The organism is Pseudomonas sp. TE6283 (assembly GCF_054060555.1).
This window is the reverse complement of the sequence record NZ_JBSSDH010000021.1, coordinates 1-18,335: the sequence shown is the minus strand read 5'-3', so window position 1 is coordinate 18,335 and position 18,335 is coordinate 1. Positions and strand designations below refer to the sequence as shown.

The 18,335-nt window shown below is 64.1% G+C and carries 15 protein-coding genes; 10 read left to right on the top strand and 5 right to left on the bottom strand.

Annotated features, from left to right (window positions below):
• Positions 1 to 34: 34 nt before the first annotated feature.
• The 3 genes from acnA to ACVWZ5_RS22000 all read left to right on the top strand — a co-directional run bounded on the left by acnA (position 35) and on the right by ACVWZ5_RS22000 (position 5,449).
• Positions 35 to 2,776, top strand: coding sequence for an aconitate hydratase AcnA (acnA, locus tag ACVWZ5_RS22010; RefSeq protein ID WP_280070539.1), 2,742 nt, complete (start codon positions 35 to 37; stop codon positions 2,774 to 2,776).
• A gap of 130 nt (positions 2,777 to 2,906) precedes the next feature.
• Positions 2,907 to 3,683 (top strand): CPBP family intramembrane metalloprotease, encoded by a 777-nt coding sequence (locus tag ACVWZ5_RS22005; RefSeq protein WP_280070538.1) that lies wholly within the window; start codon positions 2,907 to 2,909, stop codon positions 3,681 to 3,683.
• Positions 3,684 to 3,883: 200 nt separating this feature from the next.
• Positions 3,884 to 5,449: a methyl-accepting chemotaxis protein gene (locus ACVWZ5_RS22000; RefSeq protein ID WP_062574632.1), complete on the top strand. Its 1,566-nt coding sequence runs from the start codon at positions 3,884 to 3,886 to the stop codon at positions 5,447 to 5,449.
• A gap of 91 nt (positions 5,450 to 5,540) precedes the next feature.
• Here ACVWZ5_RS22000 and ACVWZ5_RS21995 read toward each other — a convergent pair whose 3' ends face one another.
• The 4 genes from ACVWZ5_RS21995 to ACVWZ5_RS21980 all read right to left on the bottom strand — a co-directional run bounded on the left by ACVWZ5_RS21995 (position 5,541) and on the right by ACVWZ5_RS21980 (position 8,370).
• Entirely contained in the window at positions 5,541 to 6,425 is an 885-nt protein-coding gene (locus tag ACVWZ5_RS21995) for a pseudouridine synthase (protein ID WP_336196887.1), read from the bottom strand.
• 50 nt (positions 6,426 to 6,475) lie between these two features.
• A complete protein-coding gene (locus ACVWZ5_RS21990) occupies positions 6,476 to 6,784 on the bottom strand; it encodes a hypothetical protein (RefSeq protein WP_050704807.1) in 309 nt (102 codons plus the stop codon).
• A 68-nt stretch (positions 6,785 to 6,852) separates the two neighbouring features.
• Positions 6,853 to 7,089, bottom strand: a complete 237-nt coding sequence (locus ACVWZ5_RS21985; RefSeq protein WP_050704806.1) for a glutaredoxin family protein — start codon at positions 7,087 to 7,089, stop codon at positions 6,853 to 6,855.
• A gap of 72 nt (positions 7,090 to 7,161) precedes the next feature.
• Positions 7,162 to 8,370 (bottom strand): ammonium transporter, encoded by a 1,209-nt coding sequence (locus tag ACVWZ5_RS21980; protein ID WP_062575753.1) that lies wholly within the window; start codon positions 8,368 to 8,370, stop codon positions 7,162 to 7,164.
• Positions 8,371 to 8,672: 302 nt separating this feature from the next.
• Here ACVWZ5_RS21980 and ACVWZ5_RS21975 point away from each other — a divergent pair, with 302 nt between their 5' ends.
• The 6 genes from ACVWZ5_RS21975 (at position 8,673) to ACVWZ5_RS21950 (ending at position 15,646) form a co-directional block, all read left to right on the top strand.
• Complete coding sequence (locus ACVWZ5_RS21975) at positions 8,673 to 8,984, top strand: DUF883 family protein (RefSeq protein ID WP_028692771.1); 312 nt, start codon at positions 8,673 to 8,675, stop codon at positions 8,982 to 8,984.
• A gap of 9 nt (positions 8,985 to 8,993) precedes the next feature.
• Positions 8,994 to 9,368: a phage holin family protein gene (locus tag ACVWZ5_RS21970; protein ID WP_457340851.1), complete on the top strand. Its 375-nt coding sequence runs from the start codon at positions 8,994 to 8,996 to the stop codon at positions 9,366 to 9,368.
• Positions 9,365 to 9,694: a hypothetical protein gene (locus ACVWZ5_RS21965; protein WP_062574635.1), complete on the top strand. Its 330-nt coding sequence runs from the start codon at positions 9,365 to 9,367 to the stop codon at positions 9,692 to 9,694. Before ACVWZ5_RS21970 ends, ACVWZ5_RS21965 begins: the two co-directional genes overlap by 4 nt.
• 78 nt (positions 9,695 to 9,772) lie before the next feature.
• Positions 9,773 to 11,104, top strand: a complete 1,332-nt coding sequence (locus ACVWZ5_RS21960) for a deoxyguanosinetriphosphate triphosphohydrolase (protein ID WP_062574636.1) — start codon at positions 9,773 to 9,775, stop codon at positions 11,102 to 11,104.
• 281 nt (positions 11,105 to 11,385) lie between these two features.
• On the top strand, positions 11,386 to 12,006 hold the full coding sequence (locus ACVWZ5_RS21955; RefSeq protein ID WP_084941379.1) for a response regulator transcription factor: 621 nt from the start codon (positions 11,386 to 11,388) through the stop codon (positions 12,004 to 12,006).
• Positions 12,007 to 12,058: 52 nt separating this feature from the next.
• Positions 12,059 to 15,646: a transporter substrate-binding domain-containing protein gene (locus tag ACVWZ5_RS21950; RefSeq protein WP_336196874.1), complete on the top strand. Its 3,588-nt coding sequence runs from the start codon at positions 12,059 to 12,061 to the stop codon at positions 15,644 to 15,646.
• Between the two features lie 29 nt (positions 15,647 to 15,675).
• Here ACVWZ5_RS21950 and ACVWZ5_RS21945 read toward each other — a convergent pair whose 3' ends face one another.
• The gene (locus tag ACVWZ5_RS21945; RefSeq protein WP_028692777.1) at positions 15,676 to 16,020 is read right to left on the bottom strand and encodes a YggL family protein; all 345 of its coding nucleotides are present in this window, start codon (positions 16,018 to 16,020) and stop codon (positions 15,676 to 15,678) included.
• A gap of 186 nt (positions 16,021 to 16,206) precedes the next feature.
• Here ACVWZ5_RS21945 and dacB point away from each other — a divergent pair, with 186 nt between their 5' ends.
• Positions 16,207 to 17,670 (top strand): D-alanyl-D-alanine carboxypeptidase/D-alanyl-D-alanine endopeptidase, encoded by a 1,464-nt coding sequence (dacB, locus tag ACVWZ5_RS21940; protein ID WP_062574638.1) that lies wholly within the window; start codon positions 16,207 to 16,209, stop codon positions 17,668 to 17,670.
• Positions 17,671 to 18,335: the final 665 nt, after the last annotated feature.

The following is an 18,335-nucleotide window of genomic DNA, read 5'->3' as shown; positions in this document are numbered from 1 at the left end:
CAATCGCCGGGCACCGGAGCACAAGGAGTTGTAAATGCCCTCGCTCGATAGCCTGAAAACCCTCAAGACTCTCCAGGTGGCCGACCGTGTCTACCACTATTTCAGCCTGCCCGATGCCGCGCGCCAGCTCGGCGACCTGCAGCGCCTGCCCATGTCACTGAAGGTGCTGCTGGAAAACCTGCTGCGCTGGGAAGACGGCAAGACCGTCACCGGCGACGACCTGCGCGCCCTGGCCCAGTGGCTGCAGGAGCGTCGCTCCGACCGCGAGATCCAGTACCGCCCGGCGCGGGTGCTGATGCAGGACTTCACCGGCGTACCGGCGGTGGTCGACCTGGCCGCCATGCGCGCGGCGATGGCCAAGGCCGGCGGCGACCCACAGCGAATCAATCCGTTGTCGCCGGTGGACCTGGTGATCGACCACTCGGTGATGGTCGACCGTTACGCCAGCCCCAATGCCTTCGCCCAGAACGTCGACATCGAGATGCAACGCAACGGCGAGCGCTACGCCTTCCTGCGCTGGGGCCAGAGCGCCTTCGACAATTTCCGCGTGGTACCGCCGGGCACCGGCATCTGCCACCAGGTCAACCTCGAGTACCTGGGGCGCACCGTGTGGACCCGTGAGGCGGACGGCCGCACCTACGCCTTCCCCGACACCCTGGTCGGCACCGACTCGCACACCACCATGATCAACGGCCTGGGCGTGCTCGGCTGGGGCGTCGGTGGTATCGAGGCCGAGGCGGCGATGCTCGGCCAGCCGGTGTCGATGCTGATCCCCGAGGTCATCGGCTTCAAGCTCACCGGCAAGCTGCGCGAGGGCATCACCGCCACCGACCTGGTGCTTACGGTGACACAGATGCTGCGCAAGAAGGGCGTGGTGGGCAAGTTCGTCGAGTTCTACGGCGACGGCCTGGCCGACCTGCCGCTGGCCGACCGCGCCACCATTGCCAACATGGCCCCTGAGTACGGCGCCACCTGCGGTTTCTTCCCGGTGGACCAGGTGACCTTGGACTACCTGCGCCTGTCCGGGCGCCCCGAAGAGGCCGTGCAACTGGTCGAGGCCTACAGCAAGGCCCAGGGATTGTGGCGCCTGCCAGGCCAGGAGCCGCTGTTCAGCGACACCCTGGCACTGGACATGAACGACGTCGAAGCCAGCCTCGCCGGGCCCAAACGCCCGCAGGACCGGGTCGCCCTGGGCCAGGTCGCCCAGGCCTTCGACCACTTCATCGAACTGCAGCCCAAACCCCTGGCCAAGGAGGTCGGCCGCCTGGAAAGCGAAGGCGGTGGTGGGGTGGCGGTGGGCAATGCCGACCAGGCCGGCGAGATCGACTACAGCCATGCCGGCCAGACCCACACCTTGCGCGACGGCGCCGTGGTGATCGCCGCCATTACCTCCTGCACCAACACCTCCAACCCCAGCGTGATGATGGCCGCCGGGCTGGTGGCGAAAAAAGCCGTGGAGAAGGGCCTGACCCGCAAGCCCTGGGTCAAGAGCTCGCTGGCCCCAGGCTCCAAGGTGGTGACGGACTACTTCAAGGCCGCCGGTCTCACGCCTTATCTGGATCAGCTCGGCTTCGACCTGGTCGGCTATGGCTGCACCACCTGCATCGGCAACTCCGGTCCCCTGGACGAGGCGATCGAGAAAGCCATCGGCAGCGCCGACCTCACCGTGGCTTCGGTACTGTCGGGCAACCGCAACTTCGAAGGCCGGGTGCACCCATTGGTCAAGACCAACTGGCTGGCCTCGCCGCCGCTGGTGGTGGCCTACGCCTTGGCCGGCAGCGTGCGCGTCGACCTGACCCAGGACTCGCTGGGCACCGGCAAGGATGGCAAGCCCGTGTACCTGCGCGATATCTGGCCCAGCCAGCAGGAGATCGCCGAGGCCGTGGGCAATGTCGACACGCGCATGTTCCACAAGGAATACGCCGAAGTATTCGCCGGCGACGCCCAGTGGCAGGCCATCGAGGTACCCCAGGCGGCCACCTATGTCTGGCAGGACGATTCCACCTATATCCAGCACCCGCCGTTCTTCGACGACATCAGTGGACCACTGCCGGAAATCGGCGATATCCACGGCGCGCGCATCCTTGCCCTGCTCGGCGACTCGGTGACCACAGACCATATCTCCCCGGCTGGCAACATCAAGGCCGACAGCCCGGCCGGCCGCTACCTGCGTAGCAAGGGCGTGGAACCGCGGGACTTCAACTCCTACGGCTCACGGCGCGGCAACCATGAGGTGATGATGCGCGGCACCTTCGCCAACATCCGCATCCGCAACGAAATGCTCGGTGGCGAGGAAGGTGGCAACACACTGTACGTACCCACGGGCGAGAAACTGTCGATCTACGATGCCGCCATGCGCTACCAGCAGGATGGCACGCCGCTGGTGGTGATCGCCGGACAGGAATACGGCACCGGCTCCAGCCGCGACTGGGCGGCCAAGGGCACCAACCTGCTGGGGGTCAAGGCAGTGCTGGCGGAAAGCTTCGAGCGCATCCACCGCTCCAACCTGGTGGGCATGGGCGTGCTGCCGTTGCAGTTCAAGGCTGGCGACGACCGCAGGCGCCTCGGGCTGACCGGCAAGGAACGCATCGATGTGCTGGGCCTTGGCGGCGCGCAGATCCGCCCGGGCATGAGCCTGCCGGTGCGCATTACCCGCGAGGACGGGCGCCAGGAGCAGATCGAGGTACTGTGCCGGATCGATACCCTCAATGAGGTGGAGTACTTCAAGTCGGGAGGGATCCTTCATTATGTGCTGCGGCAATTGATCGCAGGGTAAGGCCCCATCGCGGGGCAAGCCCGCTCCCACGCAATGTGGGGGGCTTGCCCCGCGTGGCTGATTTCAGGTGTCCTGACGGCCAAACGAGGAGTCCTACCCTCCTCGGATTCACCGGCACTAAGGAAATGTCATGCCTCTTCCCCACTGGATCGCCCTGATCCTGCTCGCCCTCGGCTATGCGACCGCCCTGACCTACGGCAGCCTCGGTCTCGCTGCCCTGCCCGCCTTGCTCGCCCTGCTGTGCAGTGCCCTGCTCGCCCGCCGTCCGGAGCGCTGGCAACAAAGCCTCGGCCACCTGTTGTTCATCCTCCTGGCCATCGCCCTGGCCCTGCACTGGCTACCTGGCTTCCACAGCGCCAAGGTGATCGACAAGGCCGTGCTCAGCGACGGCGCCGTGCCCTTCTCCCTGTACCTCAACCTCGACAAGCCCCTGATCGGCCTGTGGTTGCTGCTGGCCTGCCCGTGGCTGGTCATGCTGCGCCCACGCGGCCTGTTGCCGGGCCTGGCGCTGACCCTGCCCCTGACCCTGCTCGCTTGCCTGGGCGGCGCCTGGGCCCTGGGCATGCTGGCCTGGGCACCGAAATGGCCCGACCAGGCCTGGCTGTGGCTGCTGAACAACCTGCTACTGGTAAGCCTGACCGAGGAACTGCTGTTCCGTGGCTACATCCAGGGCGGCCTGCAACGACTGTTCAGGCACGAGGGTTTGGCATTGCTGGTCGCCGCGCTGTTATTCGGCCTTGCGCACCTGGCCGGTGGCTGGCAATGGTTCTACCTGGCGACCCTGGCCGGAGTGGGGTATGGTCTGGCCTATCGCCATGGCGGGTTGGCGGCGGCGGTGCTCTGCCACACCTGCGTCAACCTGGCGCACTTCGCCGCTTTCAGCTACCCGATGCTGGCCCCGCATTGAACAATCGGTCATGATCAGACCTATTCGTCATCATTTATAAATAAAACTGCAATATTGGCGGCAACGGCTGCGATCAGGTGGGCTGCATTAGCTCAGCGGCACTGATGGCACCTTGCCCCAGATCAAGCCAGTTAAATATTCATTCAATAAAACCAGAGGCTTGCCGATACCCGTCGAAAGCCTTGCGGATTGAACAGCCAATGCGTAACAACCAGCCGATTACCCAGAGAGAACGGACTTTCCCTGCCCAGCAGCGGTTGATCTCCACCACCAACGCCAAGGGCGTGATCACCTACTGCAACGATGCCTTCATCGAGATCAGCGGTTTCACCCGCGAGGAATTGATGGGCGCGCCGCACAACCTGGTGCGCCATCCCGATGTGCCGCCGGCCGTGTTCGCCCACATGTGGCAGACCCTCAGGCAAGGCCTGCCGTGGATGGGCATCGTCAAGAACCGCTGCAAGTCGGGCGACCATTACTGGGTGAATGCCTACGTCACGCCGATCTTCGACAACAACCAGGTAATTGGTTATGAGTCGGTGCGGGTCAAGCCCACCGCCGAGCAGATCCGCCGCGCCGAGGCGCTGTACCAGCGCATCAACCAGGGCCGCTCGGCCATCCCGAAACGCGACAAGTGGCTGCCGGTGCTGCAGGACTGGCTGCCGTTCATCCTGGTCAGCCAGATCGGCTTCCTGATCGGCAACTGGCTCGGCCACTCCTGGGGATTCGCCCTGGCCGCCGGCCTGTCGGTGCCGCTCGGCCTGCTCGGCCTGAGCTGGCAGCAGCGCGGCCTCAAGCGCCTGCTACGCCTGGCCGAACAGACCACTTCCGACCCGCTGATCGCGCAGATGTACACCGACAGCCGCGGTGTCCAGGCACGCCTGGAAATGGCCATGCTCAGCCAGGACGCACGGATGAAGACCTGCCTGACCCGCCTGCAGGACAGCGCCGAGCAGCTCAGCGACCAGGCACGCCAGTCCGACGCCTTGGCCCACCAGAGTTCCTCGGGCCTGGAGCGCCAGCGGGTGGAAACCGAGCAGGTCGCCGCCGCCGTCAACCAGATGGCCGCCACCACCCAGGAAGTGGCCAACCATGTCCAGCGCACCGCTGACGCCACCCAGGAAGCCAATCGCCTGACCAGCCAAGGCCGCAACATCGCCGGCGAAACCCGTGACGCCATCGAGCGGCTGTCCGCCGCCGTGGGCGAGACCGGGCTGACCGTCACCCAGCTGGCCAAGGACAGCGACGAGATCGGCGGCGTGGTCGATGTGATCAAGGGCATCGCCGACCAGACCAACCTGCTGGCGCTCAACGCCGCCATCGAAGCGGCACGCGCCGGCGAGATGGGCCGCGGCTTTGCCGTGGTCGCCGACGAGGTCCGTCAGCTGGCCCAGCGCACCGCCGAATCCACCGGGCAGATCCACACCCTGATCGCCAAGCTGCAACAGACCGCCAACAACGCGGTGCAGACCATGGAGACCGGCCACCGCCAGGCCCAGGAAGGTGTCGAGCGGGTGATGGAGGCCGACCAGGCGTTGGTGGGCATCAGCGAGGCCGTGGCCAACATCACCGACATGGCGACCCAGATCGCCGCCGCCACCGAAGAGCAGAGCGCGGTGGCCGAGGAGATCAGCCGCAACATCAGCACCATTGCCGACCTGGCCGATCAGACCTCCGGCCAGGCCCAGCGCTCGGCGCTGCTCAGCGAAGAACTGACCAGCACCGCGGGTACCCAGTACTCGCTGGTGGAACGCTTCAACCGCTGAAACCGGTAGACACCATCGCGGGGCAAGCCCGCTCCCACAGGTCTGGCACTCTGCACAGGATTTGTGGGAGCGGGCTTGCCCCGCGATGCGTTTACCAGTCGAGCGTCAGCCGGCTCTCGAAATACCGCACCTCACCCGTCAACGGATCCTCGAAGCGCAGGCTGTGGGCCAGCAGCTTGAGTGGCCGTGCGTAATCATCCTGCTCGTTGACCAGCTGCGGATAGAACGGATCGTTGCAGATCCCCGCGCCCAACGCCGCCATGTGCACCCGCAACTGGTGGGTCTTGCCGGTGACCGGTGACAGGCCATAGCGCCACAGCTCGCCGTTTTTCTCCAGCACACAGGCATGAGTTTCACTGTTATCGGCTCCTTCCACTTCATGCATGCGAAAGAACGGCTCGCCATGCACCAGGCGGCTGCGGTGCACCAGCGGGTAGTCATGCTGCGGCATGGCTGCGGCGATGGCCTGGTAGTGCTTGTCGATGCGTCGCTCGGGAAACAGGCGCTGATAGACGCCACGGCTTTGCGGGTTGGCGGAAAACAGCACCAACCCGGCGGTGTGTCGGTCGATGCGGTGCAGCGGCACCAGGTGCGGGTTGTCCAGACGCCGGATGAGCCGGCGCAGCAGCGTCTGTTCGACGTACTCGCCGGTGGGGGTGACCGGCAGGAAGTGCGGCTTGTCCGCCACCACCAGGTGCTCGTCGACATGCAGGATCTCTTCCTGCACCGGGATCACCTTCTCGTTGGGCACTTCACGGAAATAGTGCAAACGCATGCCCCGCCGATAAAGCGTATCCGCCGCAATAGGCTGGCCATCGGCATTCAGCACCCGGCCCCGGGCGAAGCGGTCGAGCCACTGCTCACGGTCGATGCCCTTGAAATGATCGCACAGGCAGTCGAGCACGGTCGTCCAGGACCCTGGGGGCAGGCATACGGTGCTGGCTTGCTGGCGGGCGGGGTCGAAAGGCGTGATCATCATCAGGCTCGGTTTTGCAGGGGGCGGCATTATCCCCTACCCCACGCCCCTCAACCAGCCTCGCTGGCCGGCTCGCAACGCGCCTTGAGCCAGCGCAGCACCTGCACCGCGTCCCAGCGCCCCGGATCGTAGAGGGCGTAGCTCAGGCCCTGGTAGCCCACCACGTCCAGCGGACGGTGGAAGCCGGCACGCTGGAACAGCGCCTCGATCTCGGCGAAGCAGGTGTTGAAATGCACCTTGCCGAACGGCGTGCGCTCGTCGGTGACGATGCCGTCGAGGCGCAATTCCAGCACGGCCTCGCACACACGCTCGGGAGCCATGTGATTGATGCTGTACTTGAGTTGCTCGACATTTAGCATGGGTTCACCTCATACACTGTATTTATATACAGCATACGGAGCGAGCCACCTGCTCGTCAATGCGCGACTCAACCCAGGAAGGCCACCACCTGCTCGGCATCGAACGGCCAGCCCAGCTCGGCGCCGGTATCGCAACGGCGTAGCACGGGAATGCTCAGCCCGTAGCGTTCGAACAGCGCTTCGCTGTCGGCAATATCGACCAGCTCGACCAGCAGACCGTGCTCGACGAACGGCATCAGCACGGCCTCGGCCACTTCGCACAGGTGGCACCCCACGGTGCCGAACAACTGGGTTTCAGGGAGCATGCAGACATCCGTAATTCGCATGAATGGATGCTCATTCTAGGTCCGAGCCCGCCGACGCGCACCTGACCTGGCTCAATCCTGACTGGTGGCGCCGATCCTGTGCACGGCCAGGTCCGCGCCCTGGAACTCCTCTTCGTGACTCAGGCGCAGGCCATGCAGCGCCTTGATCAGGCCATACACGGCAAAACCCCCGGCCAGCGCCACCAGCACGCCCGCCAGGCTTCCCAGCAGTTGGCTGGCCAGGCTGACACCGCCCAACCCGCCCAAGGCCACCTGTCCGAACACGCCGCAAGCGATGCCGCCCCAGACACCGCACAGGCCGTGCAATGGCCACACCCCCAGCACGTCGTCGATCTTCCAGCGATTCTGCGCGGCGGTGAAGCACCAGACGAATAGTCCACCGGCCACCAGCCCGGTGACCAGCGCGCCCACCGGGTGCATCAGGTCGGACCCCGCGCACACCGCCACCAAGCCTGCCAACGGGCCGTTGTGCAGGAAGCCCGGATCGTTGCGCCCGGCCAGCAGGGCCGCCAACGTGCCGCCAACCATCGCCATCAGCGAGTTGATCGCCACCAACCCACTCACCCCCTGCAGGGTCTGCGCACTCATGACGTTGAAGCCGAACCAGCCAATGATCAGAATCCAGGAACCCAGCGCCAGAAATGGAATACTCGACGGCGCGAACGCCACCAGGCGCCCGTCGCGGTAGCGCCCCCGGCGTGCACCGAGCAGCAGCACCGCCGCCAGCGCCAACCAGCCACCCATGGCGTGCACCACCACGGAACCGGCGAAATCATGGAACGGCGCACCGAAACGCGCCTGCAACCAGGCCTGCAGGCCGAAGTTGCCATTCCACACAACGCCTTCGAACAACGGGTAGATGAACGCCACGATCAATGCCGTCGCGCACAGTTGCGGCGCGAAGCGTGCGCGCTCGGCGATACCGCCGGAGATGATCGCCGGAATGGCTGCGGCAAAGGTCAGCAGGAAGAAGCACTTGACCAGGGCATAGCCGTGATCGTTGGCCAGCGTCGCCGCCGGCTGCAGGAAACTCACGCCGTACGCGACCCAATAACCGATGAAGAAATACACCAGGGCCGAGATGGCGAAGTCGCTGAGGATCTTCGACAAGGCGTTGACCTGGTTCTTGTGCCGCACCGTGCCAACCTCGAGAAAGGCGAACCCCGCGTGCATGGCCAGGACCAGGATCGCGCCCGTGAGGATGAACAAGGTGTTGGAGCCATGGACCAGTGAGTCCATCGCGTTGTGCATGTTTTCCATGAAGTGGCAGACCTGCAAAAAGGCACCAGGACAGTTCAAGAACCGGCATCCATGCACCGGATCGGTGCCAGGCCCCTGCCCTGTTTCGGTGAGCCGGGCGGAACCTGCGTGGTTTTTTCTTGGGTTTGTCGTGGATTGAGTTAAGGTTTAGCGGTATCCGCAGCGCTGGCGCATGGTTTCGGCGCAAGCCTTGGCGGACGCGCACCGCTTTTTAGCAAGCGCTGTACCAACACATCGCGCTGAACCTTCCGCGGCACCGATCACTCGAAATAGCCAGTACACATCCACAGGGAGGCCCATCCATGGCCAGCAAATCGGCAAAGACTGCACAGGAAATATTGATGGCTGACTTCCAGGCCTTGGTCCGCGACACCGAGAAGCTGCTCGCCGACACCGCCAACCTGGCCGGCGACCAGGCCGACGAACTGCGCGAGCAGATCCACGAACGCCTGGTGCAGGCCCGCGAGACCCTGCAACTGACCCAGGATTCGGTGCGTGCCCGCGGCCAAGCGGCCCTTGGCAACGCCGAACAGTACGTACAGGAAAACCCGTGGCAGGCCATTGGCATAGCCGCCGGCGTCGGCCTGCTGATCGGCCTGCTGGCCAAGCGCTGAGGAGCCGGCATGGATAACGACGCCATCGGCACGGGCGCCTCCGGCCGGCGCCTGAGCGCGGCCATATTGGGCCTGCTGCACAGCCATATCGAGCTGTTCGGCATCGAGTTGCAGGAGCAAAAGGCCCGCACCCTCAGCCTGTTGTTGTTCGCGGGCCTGGCCCTGGTGTTCGCCCTGCTGCTGCTGACCGCGCTGTCGGGCCTGCTGCTGGTGCTACTGTGGGACAGCTACCGCCTGGCCGGGATCATCGGCCTGTGCGTGTTCTACGGGGTCGCCGCGCTATACTGCGGCCTGCGCCTTAAGGCCGCGGTATTCGATGAGTCCTCGCCGTTCAACGCCACCCTCGAGGAGTTGGCCAAGGATCGGGAGCGCCTGCTGCCATGAGCCTGCCCGAACTGCCCAACACCCGTAACCCGCGTGAGCTGCGCAAGGCGCTGCTGCGCCTGCGCATGGAAATGCACCGCCAGGAAATCCGCCACGAGTCCGGCCAGTTGCTTGAGCCCGTCCGTCGCCTGCGCGGGATGGGCAACTCGTTCGGCGAGGGCCTTGGAGTCAAGCATGGCTCACTGTGGGGCATCGGCGCCGTCGTTGCCCTGGGTTTTCTCACCGGCAAGGGCGTGCGCAGCGGCAACCTGGCGCGCCTGGTACGCCTGGGCACCAGCCTGGTGCCGCTGATCCGCCTGTTCCTCGGCAACAGCCGCCGCCCCTGAAGCCAAGGCGCGCCCGACACTTGCACGGGCGCGCCGGACGCAGGAAGCTATCCCGACTCTACGATGGGAGAACACGCCTTGGACTGGCACACCCTGCTGACCCGCGAACGACTGGGCAAGGCCCTCTACAGCCCCGAGGAACTCGGCCGCAGCCCGTTCCACAAGGACCACGACCGCATCATCTTCTCCGGCGCCTTCCGCCGCCTGGGGCGCAAGACCCAGGTGCACCCGGTATCCAGCAACGATCACATCCACACACGCCTGACCCACTCCCTGGAGGTCAGCTGCGTCGGCCGCTCGCTGGGCATGCGCGTCGGCGAGACCCTGCGCGAGCAACTGCCGGACTGGTGCGAGCCGAGCGACCTGGGGATGATCGTGCAGTCGGCCTGCCTGGCCCACGACATCGGTAACCCGCCGTTCGGCCACTCCGGCGAAGATGCCATCCGCCATTGGTTCCAACAGGCCGCCGGGCGCGGCTGGCTGGACGACATGAGCGACGACCAGCGCGCCGACTTTCTCAACTTCGAAGGCAACGCCCAGGGCTTTCGCGTGCTCACCCAACTGGAGTACCACCAGTTCGACGGCGGCATGCGCCTGACCTACGCCACCCTCGGTGCCTATCTGAAGTATCCCTGGGCGGCACGCCATGCCGACGCCCTGGGCTACAAGAAACACAAGTTCGGCTGCTACCAGAGCGAACTGGGACTGCTCGAACAGATCGCCGGCAAGCTAGGCCTGCCGCAGCTGGAGCACCAGCGCTGGGCCCGCCACCCCCTGGTGTACCTGATGGAGGCCGCGGACGACATCTGCTACGCCCTGATCGACCTCGAGGACGGACTGGAGATGGACCTGCTGCAATACGCCGAGGTCGAATCGCTGCTGCTGGACCTGGTGGGCGATGATCTACCGGAAACCTATCGCCTGCTTGGGCCCGGCGAATCACGCAGGCGCAAGCTGGCGATCCTGCGCGGCAAGGCCATCGAACACCTGACCAATGCCGCCGCCCAGGCCTTCGTCGAACAGCAGAAGGCCCTGCTCGCCGGCCAGCTCACAGGCGACCTGGTCGAGCACATGCACGGGCCGGCGCAACGCTGCGTGCTGCAGGCCAAGGACATGGCCCGCAAGAAGATCTTCCAGGACAAACGCAAGACCCTGCACGAGATCGGTGCCTACACGACCCTGGAGATCCTGCTCAACACCTTCTGTGGCGCGGCGCTGGAACAGCATGGCGGCCGTACTCCCTCATTCAAGAGCCGGCGGGTGCTTGACCTGATCGGCAACAACGCTCCCGACCCGCACGGTTCGCTGCACGGCGCCTTCCTGCGCATGATCGACTTCATCGCCGGGATGACCGACAGCTACGCCAGCGAAATGGCACTGGAAATGACCGGGCGCTCAAGTCCGAAGTAATGACGAGACGAGGTGGCAGGCGTCTGTTTGCCACCCACGTTTATTATGCGTGAAATTTCCCACGCAACATTGTTTGCTGTTAAACACGCACACCAATAGCACCGACAAAAACGATCAAACCCTGACAAACGCCTACTAATATCGTCATTGCTCGTAGCAATGCTTCGCCAGCGCTGTAAGTAATTTCCTATATCCCTGATTTGGCAACCACTTCCCTGCCCGCCGACATTCAACTGAGCTAATGTGCCGGCTGCTTTCACGCGCAGCTTGGAATGTTGAATATGCACTCAGTCTTTATAGTTGATGACCATCCCGTCATACGCCTGGCGATACGGATGTTGCTGGAAAACCAGGGATACAAGGTAGTTGGAGAATCGGACAATGGCGTGGACGCCATGCAGATGATCCGCGAAACCCCGCCGGACCTGGTTATCCTCGACATCAGTATCCCCAAGCTGGACGGCCTGGAAATGCTTTCACGCCTGCAGGCCATGGCCATTTCGCTGAAGGTCCTGGTGCTGACCGCCCAATCACCGGCCCTGTTTGCCGTGCGCTGCATGCATTCCGGCGCGGCCGGGTATGTGTGCAAGCAGGAAGACCTCAGCGAATTGCTCAGCGCCATCAAGGCCGTACTGTCGGGATACAACTATTTCCCCAGCCAGGCGCTCAACCCACCCCCGACCGGCAGCAACCAGGAGCTGGAACTGTTTCGCCAAGTCAACGACCGGGAACTCATGGTCTTGCAACTGTTCGCCCAGGGCCGCAGCAACAAAGAGATCGCCAAGGGCATGTTTCTCAGCAACAAGACTGTCAGCACTTACAAGAAACGCCTTATGCACAAGTTGCGCGCCAGCACATTGGTGGAGTTGATCGACGTCGCCAAACGCAACGCACTGGTCTGAGGTCATGATGTGGAGGTGTATCGTTACATCACTGCTCTGCCTGGGGCTGGGTATGCCGCTGCACGGTGCCGGCGTAACAGTTGACACGGGTCGAACCTATACCCTGCTCAGCCGCTCGGCGTCGGCTTCCGTCCAGCCGTCCCTGACGCCAGCCCAGCGCACCTGGCTCGCGGAGCGTCGGGAGCTGGTCCTGGGTACCTCGGCCCCTGACTATCCTCCGTTCGACATCGCTACCGGCGGACGCGAGTACCAGGGGCTGACTGCCGACTATGCTGGCCTGATCGGCAGTGCCCTGGGTCTGTCGGTGCGGGTACAGCGCTTTCCCAGCCGACCAGCGGCAGTCGCGGCGCTCAAGAGTGGCCATATCGATCTGCTGGGCAGTGCCAACGGCTATGAGGCGTTAACCCAGGGGCTTGCCCTCTCGCGCCCCTACGCTATCGACCAACCCGTGCTGGTGACCCGCGAGGATGAAACCCGGGCACTGGACACGGGCCTGGCGGGCATGCGCCTGAGCATGCTGTATCACTACCTGCCGCCAGGGGAGATCCATACCAACTACCCCAAGGCCGAGCTGCTCACCTTCGAGTCATCCACCCAGGCTTTGAATGCCGTAGCCTTCGAGCAGGCGGACGTATTCATCGGCGACACTATCTCCACCCACTACCTGATTAGCCAGGGGCACCTGCCGCACCTGCGCATGGCCAATTTCGGCAAGCACGAGGCCGTGGGTTTCAGTTTTGCCATGCGCGAGGACGCGCGCACCCTTCAGACCCTGGTGAACGCCGCGCTCGAAGCCCTGCCCAACGCCAGCCGCAACGATATCTTCAAGCGCTGGAGCGCCAGCAGCGGCAGCCTGCTGACCGACCGCAAGCTGCAGTTGTCGGCGCGCGAGGAAAAATGGCTGAGCGAGCACCCGATCATGCGCGTGGTGGTCAACGACACGGCCGCGCCCCTTACATTCTTCGACAGCAATGATCGCCTGCGCGGCATCGTCGCCGACCTGCTCGAACTCATACGCCTGCGTACCGGGCTACGCTTCGAAATCCGCCGCGCCAGTGGCGACGGCGACATGATCGACCAGCTCAAATCCGGCCGCGCCGATATCATCGCCAGCCTCTCCACCGACGCCCGTCGGGGCAGCCCATTGCAGGTCAGCCGCCCCTACCTGGAAAGTGCCTACGTGCTGGTCAGCCACACCGGCAGCGACCAGCCCAGCAGCCTTAAGCAACTCAACGGCAAGCGCGTCGCCGTGCCTCGCGACAGCACCGTGGCCACCCTGCTCGCGACACGCCACCCACGGATCCACCAGGTCGCCACCGAGAGCACCTACTACTCCATGGTACTGCTCGGCAGCGGCGCGGTGGATGCGGCGATCGCCACCCTGATCGATGCCAACCACATGCTCGCCACCAACAACGACCTGGTGATCCGCAGCACCGTGGGCACGGAGCCTGCGGCATTTTCCATGGCGACCGCCCCCGACGCCAACGAACTGGGCTCGATCCTCGACAAGGCGTTGCTGAGCATTTCGCCGGAGGAAATGGGTGTGATCAACAGTCGCTGGCGGGACCACGGCCTGCGGGACGACGCCTACTGGCGCAGCTACCGTCGGGTAATTCTGCAGGTGGTGGGGGTCATTGCCGTCCTGCTGGTGCTCGCACTGGTATGGAATGCCCGGCTGCGCCGCCAGATCAAGCAGCGCCAGCGGGCCGAGCGGGCACTGAACGACCAGTTGGAGTTCATGGGCGCGCTGCTCAACGGCACGCCCCATCCGATGTATGTGCGCGATCGTGAGGGACGCCTGCAAAGCTGCAATGACAGCTACCTGCAGGCAGTCGGTGCCAGCCTCGAGCAGGTGCTGGGCAAACGCTTGGAAGATGCGCCCTTCAGCGACTGCGACTACACGCTCCAGGTCCAGGACGACTACCAGCGAGTGATGGCACAGGGCAAGCCGCTGATTCTCGACCGCCCGCTGCGCCTGAAGGATCGCGAACTGACGATCTATCACTGGATCCTGCCCTACCGCGACTCGTTGGGCGAGATGCAAGGCATCATCGGTGGTTGGATCGACATCAGCGAACGCCGCAACCTGGTTCAGGACCTGCGCCTGGCCAAGCAGCAGGCCGATGATGCCAACCGGGCCAAGAGTACCTTCCTGGCCACCATCAGCCATGAGATCCGCACCCCGATGAACGCGCTTATCGGCATGCTGGAGTTGGCCCTCAAGCGTGCCGAACAGGGCAAGCCGGACCTCCCGTCACTGGAGGTAGCCCACCACTCGGCCAGCGACCTGCTGGGGCTGATCGGCGATATCCTGGATATCGCCCGGATCGAATCCGGGCAGATGTCTCTGGCTCCCGAGCCTGTCGACCTGGCGGCCCTGGTCGAGTCTGTAGGACGCGTGTTCGATGGCGTGGCCCGGCACAAGGGCCTGGTGCTGGACGTGGTGATCGCTCGCGAAGCCCGCTGCCATGCAATGCTGGATCCGCTGCGCTTCAAGCAGGTGCTGTCGAATCTGGTAAGCAATGCGATCAAGTTCACCGAACAGGGGCAGGTACGCATCAGCGTCCGTTTACGCAACGACGGCGATCAGGCAGTGCCGACCCTCGACCTGGAAGTGCGCGACAGCGGCATCGGGATCCACGAGCAGGACCTGCAACGCCTGTTCTCACCCTTTGTGCAGGCCAACCCCTACAGCGACGGCGCCCGTGCCGGCACCGGGCTGGGGTTGGTCATCAGCCGAGACCTGTGCGCGATGATGGGCGGCGAGCTCACCCTGCAGAGCCTGCAAGGCGTCGGTACCCGCGTGCGCCTGATGATGCCGCTGCAACGCGTCGAGCCGGTCACGGCCCTTTCGCGCCCCGCCGCCGACATCCTGCAGCCAGACCAGCAGTTGAGCATCCTGGTGATTGACGACCATCCGGCCAACCTGCTGTTGATGGCACAACAACTGAACTACCTGGGTATGAGCCAGGAAAGCGCTGAAGAGGGAAGCGAAGGCCTGCGCAAGTGGCGCGAGGGTCGTTTCGATGTGCTTATCGTCGACTGCAACATGCCGCAGATGAATGGCTACCAACTGGCCAGGACGGTACGCATGGAGGAGCGCCTGCACCAGCGGCCACGCTGTATCATCCTCGGCTATACCGCCAATGCCCAGCCCGAGGTTCGCCAGCAGTGCCTGGACGCCGGCATGGACGATTGCCTGCTCAAGCCCATCGGCCTGCAGGTGCTGGGACAACGCCTGAGGGCCATTGCACGGATCACCCACCAGGACGACGCCCCACCAGCCCCGCCACCGCGCTTCGACCTCGAAGGTCTGTCCGCGATCGTCGGCGACAACCCCGCCGATCGCGACCGCATTCTCGACACCCTGATAACGAGCCTACGCCAGGACCTGAAGATCCTGATGGCCATCGACCCGCAGCGTGAGCGCGACGGGCTGGCGCTACAGGCACACAAGATCCTCAGCGCGGGACGGATGCTGGATGCTCATGCATTGATCGAGGCGTGCGAGGCGCTGGAGGAAACGGAGCTGTCGCTGGCTGAACTGAAAAAACGCCGCCAGGCGCTGGCGCGGCACATGCGCCGCGTGGAGAAAGCCCTCGCCAGGCAACGGGAGCGCCTGGCCGAGGTCGGATGAGGCGGTACGGACCGTACCGCCGACATCGATCAGGAAGCCGGGTTGACCGGTTTCTCCGGGTACCAGGCGTCCAGCAGCGGGCTGACTTCGATCTTGGTCAGTTCGCTACGGCCCTTGAGCCAAGCTTCAACAGCGGCACGCTGTTCTTCGCTGACCGAACCGCGGGTGGCCTTGCAGACCAGGCCGAAGTCGTCGCCGCCGACGTAGTCCAGGCCGTTGGCATCCATGGCTTCAGCCAGGAAGGCGTCGAGGAAGGCATCGATGGCTTCATCGGACAGGTCTTCCTTGAAGTCCAGGTTCAGTTCGAAACCCAGCTCCTGGAATTCGTCCACGCACAGTTTCTTGCGCAGGCGACGGGAACGGTTGGTAGCCATGAAACAATCCTCTCAATTAATTACGCGCGGCACTTTACCAGTTTCCGGCGCCTAGCGGCGCTTTTCCGTCGAATGAAGCCCATGTACGTTCTGCTTGGGGCATAATGCGCACTACATTTTGTCCTGGGGCCATCACTCCCTACAGCCCCGTTGTCTTTTCCCCTCGCCTGCAGGGTTTGTCCATTTATGATCAAGACGCTCCGCCCACTGCTGCTCGCCGGCCTGTTCCTGCCCCTTTCGCTGTCCGTGCAGGCCGCCACCGTCAACACCAGCCTGCCACCCAAGGTGCAGCAGGCGCTCAAGACCAACAAGCTGCAGGACTCTGCCCTGTCCCTGGTCATGCTGCCACTGGACGGCCCGGGCACGGCAACCGTGTTCAACGCCGACGTGTCGGTCAACCCGGCCTCGACCATGAAACTGGTCACCACCTACGCCGCGCTGGAACTGCTGGGCCCGACCTTCCAATGGAAGACCGAGTTCTATACAGACGGTACCCTGAGCAATGGCGTGCTTAACGGCAACTTGTACCTCAAAGGTGGCGGCGATCCCAAGCTGAACATGGAGAAGCTCTGGCTGCTGATGCGCGATCTGCGCGCCAACGGTGTGCGCACCGTGACCGGCGACCTGGTCCTTGACCGTAGCCACTTCGTGCAGCCCAACCTGCCGCAGTTCGATGACGACGGCGGCGACGAGAACAAGCCGTTCCTGGTCAAGCCGGACTCTTTGCTGGTCAACCTCAAAGCCCTGCGCTTCGTCGCCCGCAACGACGGTGGCAAGGTCAATGTCTCGGTCGAGCCGCCGATCGCCAGCATCCGCATCGACAACCAGGTCAAGGCCGTGGCCGGCAAGCAGTGCACTGGCGAGGTTCGTTACAACCCGGTAGTCCAGCCTGATGGCGTTAGCGTCACGGTCAGTGGCCAGCTCGCCGACGGCTGCAACTCGCAGACCTACCTGTCGCTGCTGGACCACCCGACCTACGCGGCCGGTGCCGTGCGGGCAATCTGGAACGAGCTGGGCGGCAGCATCCAGGGCCGTGACCGCATCGAGAACGTGCCCAAGAGCGCTCGCCTGTTGGCCCGCGCTTTCTCGCCGGACTTGGTCGAAGTCATCCGCGACATCAACAAGTACAGCAACAACACCATGGCCCAGCAGCTGTTCCTGAGCCTTGGCGCGCAGTTCCGCACCGACGCCGACGGCGACGACGCCCGTGCCGCCCAGCGTGTGGTGCGACAGTGGATGGCCAAGAAAGGCATCACCTCGCCGCACCTGGTGATGGAGAACGGCTCGGGCCTGTCCCGTGCCGAGCGGGTCAGCACCCGCGAGATGGCGGCACTGTTGCAAGCGGCCTGGAAGAGCCCTTACGCGGCGGAGTTCATCAGCTCGATGCCGCTGGTGGGGATGGACGGCACCATGCGCAAGCGGCTCAAGCGCACGGCCATGACCGGTGAAGGGCACATCAAGACCGGGACCCTGAATACCGTGCGGGCGATTGCCGGGTTCAGCCGGGACAGTAACGGGCACACCTGGGCGGTGGCGGCCATTCTCAATGATCCCAAGCCTTGGGGGGCTTCCCAGGTGCTGGACCAGGTGTTGCTGGATCTTTACCGGCAGCCCAAGGCGGGGAATGGGACTGTTGGGGTGATGCCTTGATTTGAGTGGGCTTGGGCTTTCAGGGTGGTGGTTTTGAGGGTTGTAAGCGCATTCATTGGCGATGGTGACGCATAGTCACCTTTTCGCCCTTACGGCGAGTTCCTTTTTGAAGGATCAAAAAGGAACCAAAAAATCCTCGCTCCATTCATCCGGCCCCTACGCTTCGCTTCGGGGTTCCCTCGCTCCGTTCTTGCTCCCGGGAGGACCGCGCTGCAGGGCCCATCCTGGGCCCCAGCGCTTGACGGCCATCCATGGCCGTCACCTCCCTGCGCAAGAACTCCGCTCGGCCTCCTGAAGTCGCAATTGGTGGCGCCTGGACTATCGCGCGCTTAGAAACAAGAGCAAGAGCAAGAAATGCGAAGTTAGTTGTTTTACAGTCAATTATGTATTGGCTGTTCCGGCCCTTTCGCGGGGCAAGCCCGCTCCTACAGAGTTTTATATAACGACGACTATTGCGTGGGAGCGGGCTTGCCCCGCGATGCGATCGATAGATTAATTAAGTTCAAACTAGCGACAGCCGCGCCAGTTTAGGCGCCGCCCGTAACTTCGCGACTTCAGGAGGCCGAACGGAGGTCTTGCGCAGGGAGGTGACGGGCATGGATGCCCGTCAAGCGCTGGGGCCCAGGATGGGCCCTGCAGCGCGGTCCTCCCGGGAGCAAGGCCGG

Coding starts and splice junctions, on each gene's coding strand:
- acnA (WP_280070539.1), top strand. CDS start 35: ATGCCCTCGCTCGATAGCCTGAAAACCCTCAAGACTCTCCAGGTGGCC.
- ACVWZ5_RS22005 (WP_280070538.1), top strand. CDS start 2,907: ATGCCTCTTCCCCACTGGATCGCCCTGATCCTGCTCGCCCTCGGCTAT.
- ACVWZ5_RS22000 (WP_062574632.1), top strand. CDS start 3,884: ATGCGTAACAACCAGCCGATTACCCAGAGAGAACGGACTTTCCCTGCC.
- ACVWZ5_RS21995 (WP_336196887.1), bottom strand. CDS start 6,425: ATGATCACGCCTTTCGACCCCGCCCGCCAGCAAGCCAGCACCGTATGC.
- ACVWZ5_RS21990 (WP_050704807.1), bottom strand. CDS start 6,784: ATGCTAAATGTCGAGCAACTCAAGTACAGCATCAATCACATGGCTCCC.
- ACVWZ5_RS21985 (WP_050704806.1), bottom strand. CDS start 7,089: ATGCTCCCTGAAACCCAGTTGTTCGGCACCGTGGGGTGCCACCTGTGC.
- ACVWZ5_RS21980 (WP_062575753.1), bottom strand. CDS start 8,370: ATGGAAAACATGCACAACGCGATGGACTCACTGGTCCATGGCTCCAAC.
- ACVWZ5_RS21975 (WP_028692771.1), top strand. CDS start 8,673: ATGGCCAGCAAATCGGCAAAGACTGCACAGGAAATATTGATGGCTGAC.
- ACVWZ5_RS21970 (WP_457340851.1), top strand. CDS start 8,994: ATGGATAACGACGCCATCGGCACGGGCGCCTCCGGCCGGCGCCTGAGC.
- ACVWZ5_RS21965 (WP_062574635.1), top strand. CDS start 9,365: ATGAGCCTGCCCGAACTGCCCAACACCCGTAACCCGCGTGAGCTGCGC.
- ACVWZ5_RS21955 (WP_084941379.1), top strand. CDS start 11,386: ATGCACTCAGTCTTTATAGTTGATGACCATCCCGTCATACGCCTGGCG.
- ACVWZ5_RS21950 (WP_336196874.1), top strand. CDS start 12,059: ATGCCGCTGCACGGTGCCGGCGTAACAGTTGACACGGGTCGAACCTAT.
- ACVWZ5_RS21945 (WP_028692777.1), bottom strand. CDS start 16,020: ATGGCTACCAACCGTTCCCGTCGCCTGCGCAAGAAACTGTGCGTGGAC.
- dacB (WP_062574638.1), top strand. CDS start 16,207: ATGATCAAGACGCTCCGCCCACTGCTGCTCGCCGGCCTGTTCCTGCCC.